Annotated in this window: 5 protein-coding genes; all 5 read right to left on the bottom strand. The window is 60.7% G+C overall.

Annotated features, from left to right (window positions below; all coding sequences use genetic code 11):
- Window position 1 precedes the first annotated feature (1 nt).
- The 5 genes from EPO09_RS22300 to EPO09_RS22280 all read right to left on the bottom strand — a co-directional run bounded on the left by EPO09_RS22300 (window position 2) and on the right by EPO09_RS22280 (window position 3,655).
- Window positions 2-274 (bottom strand): hypothetical protein, encoded by a 273-nt coding sequence (locus EPO09_RS22300; RefSeq protein WP_290646849.1) that lies wholly within the window; start codon window positions 272-274, stop codon window positions 2-4.
- Between the two features lie 108 nt (window positions 275-382).
- Window positions 383-772: a M15 family metallopeptidase gene (locus EPO09_RS22295; RefSeq protein WP_290646847.1), complete on the bottom strand. Its 390-nt coding sequence runs from the start codon at window positions 770-772 to the stop codon at window positions 383-385.
- Window positions 773-789: 17 nt separating this feature from the next.
- Window positions 790-1,116: a hypothetical protein gene (locus EPO09_RS22290; RefSeq protein ID WP_290646845.1), complete on the bottom strand. Its 327-nt coding sequence runs from the start codon at window positions 1,114-1,116 to the stop codon at window positions 790-792.
- A 141-nt stretch (window positions 1,117-1,257) separates the two neighbouring features.
- Window positions 1,258-1,554, bottom strand: a complete 297-nt coding sequence (locus EPO09_RS22285) for a hypothetical protein (RefSeq protein WP_290646843.1) — start codon at window positions 1,552-1,554, stop codon at window positions 1,258-1,260.
- A 106-nt stretch (window positions 1,555-1,660) separates the two neighbouring features.
- The gene (locus EPO09_RS22280) at window positions 1,661-3,655 is read right to left on the bottom strand and encodes a hypothetical protein (protein ID WP_290646841.1); all 1,995 of its coding nucleotides are present in this window, start codon (window positions 3,653-3,655) and stop codon (window positions 1,661-1,663) included.
- Window positions 3,656-3,798 lie beyond the last annotated feature (143 nt).

The following is a 3,798-nucleotide window of genomic DNA, read 5'->3' as shown; positions in this document are numbered from 1 at the left end:
ATCACACCACCGAGGACAGGATCGGATAGGCGAACGGCGCCTGTGTGGAGGGGTCGAACACGATGATCGACCCGTTCAGTGTGGCTCGCTCATAGTTGCCGGCCGTCCCGAGTGGCCGCCATTCCCAGATCCCGCTCGGTTGCACCGACAGGATCAGGTCGTTGAACCCCTCAACGGTCACCGTGCTGTCATCCTGCTTATGCAGAGACTTGACCATGACCCATATCCCAGCCTTCCCCGAATAGATTGGCGCATTCAAAATGAAATATTTCATAGTCTTATCCAAGTCCAGCCGCGATCAAGAGACAGGCGCTCACGACGATGAAAATGGCCCAGCCGAAGAGAAAGGTCAGCGTCAGGGTCGCGAGCTTATCGGCGGGCGTCATACCGGCACACCCGTCGCATCTGGCCATTCCGCATGGGGGAGATCGATGAGACCGTGATGCCAGGATCCGCCCCAGATCAACCCTTCCGCGATGACCATCGCGCCATAGACCGCCCAGGGTAACGCGGGATTCCAGCTCGGTTGCCCATCCACGAGAAACACGCAATCGACCGCATGACCGAATCCGTCCGCATGCACCTGATGGTGGCTTTTCGTCTTCAGGCCGTCACATTGCGTCACGATCGCCCCGGGCGCCGTCCGCCCTTGTGCATAGAGGATCGCCTGCCGCTCGGCGGTCCTGACCCCTTCGAGGATCAGCATTGGATGGCCCCAGAGCGCCAGCGCCGGCAGAATCTTATCGATCCGCGCCAAGAGTGCCGGATGCACGCCGTCTCGCGCATTCGTCAATGGCCCCCGCTTCCCTTCCACATCGCCAGTGTCAAGAGGCCCGACATCAACGCCATCAGGAGCCCCACGAGACCATAGGCAATCGCCTGCACGGGCGAGATGCGCGCGTTGAAGACGTCCATCGGCACATAGTTCTTGAGGTTGTTCCGCAAATCATCGCGAATCGTGTCGAATCCAGTCTCGACCGTCGTCCTGAGATTCACGAAGCCCGCGTTGAACTGTTCATCCTGGTGCTCATTCGCCCGAAGGATTTCCGAATGGAGCGCCACTTTGAACGAGTCCAAGCGATCCTCGAATTCTGACCGCAACACGGGGTCATTCATGCGCCGAAACCGGTCTGGCGTCACCCATCCAACCCTCTGGTCAGCGTGCGACCGCGCGCCAAATGAGATAGAGCAACCCATAGATCGGCGTCAGCGCGACGACGCCAGCCACGGTCCAATAGACCCAATAGGCCGTGGGTGTCACGAGGCAACCGCCGCTGGCGAGGCGTTGTCCTGGGTGTAGACCGTGAGGAGATTCGCATCCTTCACGATGATCTTCAATCCGGCCGGTGTGGGCGGATAGATGATGCATCGGCCCGCCGAGTCCAGCTCGATGGGATTCGTATTCTCGGAGCCCGGCAAGAGATCGCTGGCGAAATACGTCGCGACCGGCGTCGAGGTGCCAGCCGTGTAGGTGTAGATGAAGCCGCCGGCGAGTGGATCCCCGTCGTCATCGAAGAATTGCTGGTGTGGATTCAGGAAACCAGTCGCGGCCATGATGCCCTCCGAATGATACACTCAGCGCTGATGTATTGGCGGCGCTGGAAGCAGCGTGTCGAACGCACAGAGCGGGCATTCCTCGTCATGGTCATCGCGTGTCTGGTCATGGTGGGCCTGGCCTATCTGCTGGATCTGCTGTTGCCGAGGCCGGCACGGCTTGACCTGCGACCCCCGCCTCACGCATCGCCGACAATACATCAGCGAGCCCTAACGCACGCGCGGCCGTGGAAACTTTCCCAGGCCCGAGGACCAGCGTCGTCCCCTTCGTAAAGAGTCGCGTCGCCTTTGGACTATTCAGAATCGCAGACAAGGCGCCGGTTCCGCCAATGGCGGTGGCCGTCGAGAGTGGAGCGACAAATAACCCGCCCATCGTTGCTAATGAGGCTTGCGTGAGCGCCGTGCCGCTCGGATTCGGATTCTCCGCGATCATCCGCGCAAGTCGAAAATAATTATCAAGGGCAGTGACTTGCCCCTTCTGTGGAAACAGAATCTTTTTCGTTTCCGGCCCGAGTTCATTCCAGGTATTCTGCAATCGTTGTGCCCGTTGAAAGGCACCCTCACTAGTCGCTTTCGTTAATTGCTGGTCAATCCAGGCGCGGGCAATCTGTGAAATAGACAGAGGCGATTGGGATTTAATTGCCCGCAGTTGTTCAATGCCCGCATCCTGTGCCGCTGTCACCGCTCGGAAGGCGCGCACCGGCTCATCGCTGATCCCCTTCCAGACGTCCGCGGTCTTGAACTTTTCTGCGGTCGCAGCCCGACCGTCCTTCAACGCTTGAAGCGCTTTCGGTCCAGCCTTTGCCGCGGCGGCGTCAATGGCGGTTTGTAACTTCGTGACCCCTTGCGCGCCAAGGCCTTGACTGATCGTGCGCAATTCAGGCAGATCGGCACCGCGCGCAATTTCCTTTAGGGCGCCGAGGTCGCGTTCGGTCTGCAAAAGTGGTTCGTAGTCGCGTCCTTTGACAATATTACTCAGCGCTTGAAATCCGGCCGACGCCTGCTGCTGGGTGATGGGGAGTGCCCGCGCAATCTGATCGTAGAGTGGACGCAAGCCCGCCCGAACCGCCCGCAAATCCACGGGAATCGCGATCTTCTCAGTAATCGGGACGGCGTTCACGATCGGAGCACCTTGTGCATCAAGTACGCCGGTAGGCACCTGTTTTATTCCGGTCTGTACGGTGACGATATTCTTCGGATCAGCCGCGATCTTGTCGAGCGCGTCATACGCATGGGAGGCATATTGCGCATGCGCTTCTATTTTTCCCTGCAGCTGTTCAGCAATCGCCGATCCGGCCATTTCTGGTGTGGATGCCGCGCCGCGGGCTTGTTGCGCGAGGTTCCGTCCGACGCCTTCCAAGGCCTCGGATTGTGCCCCTTGCATCCGCATGGCGGGGAGGCTTCCCAGTGGGGTATTACCGGTGCCTTTTTGGACGTTCCGAATAAAGGGGTTGCCGGTCGCGGTCGCCGCATCGATCGGCACACCCTGTTGTCGGCCAAAGTCGACAGCCGCCGCCTCTATCGGATTACGTGCATTGGCCACTGCGGGAACCTTCACGCGGGCATTTTGGAGCGCTTGCGGGCCAAACAACGACGCGCCCAAGCCGAGCGATTCCCCCGCCGCGCGCCAGATCCGTCCCTGCTGCGCCTTGTCGGCCGCGGAATCGAGCACAGGGCCAATGACCGGGAGCAACCAATCGGCATACTTGCGCACCGCGGTCACATGATCACCCTGGTCCCAGGCGGTATCCGCTTCCTGCTTGACCTTGGCCTGGTCGGCGATGATGTCTGCCGCCATCCCGCGCAAGGTCTGCGCGCCAGCTTTGACCGCGTCCACGTTCCCCGTGGTCATGCCGCCGAAGACCTGTAAGCCGGCTTGGGCCGCTTGACCAATACTATGCAGCGCGGGGAGCGGGTTGATGTTCTGGGCAAACCCCGCGATGGCATCGGCCGGCCCATCATCCACCGGCACGCGCTGACCGTTCACCGTGGCGAAGTTCATCGGCGAGGCCGACGTCTCGCCCATCAAATGCGTGACATCATCCCCGACGGCGGGCATGAGGCTGGTGACGTCCTCGCCAATACCCGGTTGCTGGCCCATCTATTGGACCCGCTTCCATGTCTTGCCGCCGTCGGTGGATTCGGCGACGCCACCAGGAATACTCGGAATGGGCCGCCGGATTGGCGCCGCTATCGGCGCTGTTCCGCCCTTCAGCCGCGTTTGCACCTCCGCGATTGCACTAT

Source organism: Aquabacterium sp. (assembly GCF_004297345.1).
In the GTDB taxonomy this organism is placed as follows: domain Bacteria; phylum Pseudomonadota; class Gammaproteobacteria; order Burkholderiales; family Burkholderiaceae_C; genus Aquabacterium.
The sequence above is the reverse complement of the archived record's forward strand: the minus strand, read 5'-3'. Positions and strand labels throughout refer to the sequence as shown.

Excerpts from the sequence above, each read along its gene's own strand:
- EPO09_RS22300 (WP_290646849.1), bottom strand. The coding sequence starts at position 274 with ATGAAATATTTCATTTTGAATGCGCCAATCTATTCGGGGAAGGCTGGG.
- EPO09_RS22290 (WP_290646845.1), bottom strand. The coding sequence starts at position 1,116 with ATGAATGACCCCGTGTTGCGGTCAGAATTCGAGGATCGCTTGGACTCG.
- EPO09_RS22285 (WP_290646843.1), bottom strand. The coding sequence starts at position 1,554 with ATGGCCGCGACTGGTTTCCTGAATCCACACCAGCAATTCTTCGATGAC.
- EPO09_RS22280 (WP_290646841.1), bottom strand. The coding sequence starts at position 3,655 with ATGGGCCAGCAACCGGGTATTGGCGAGGACGTCACCAGCCTCATGCCC.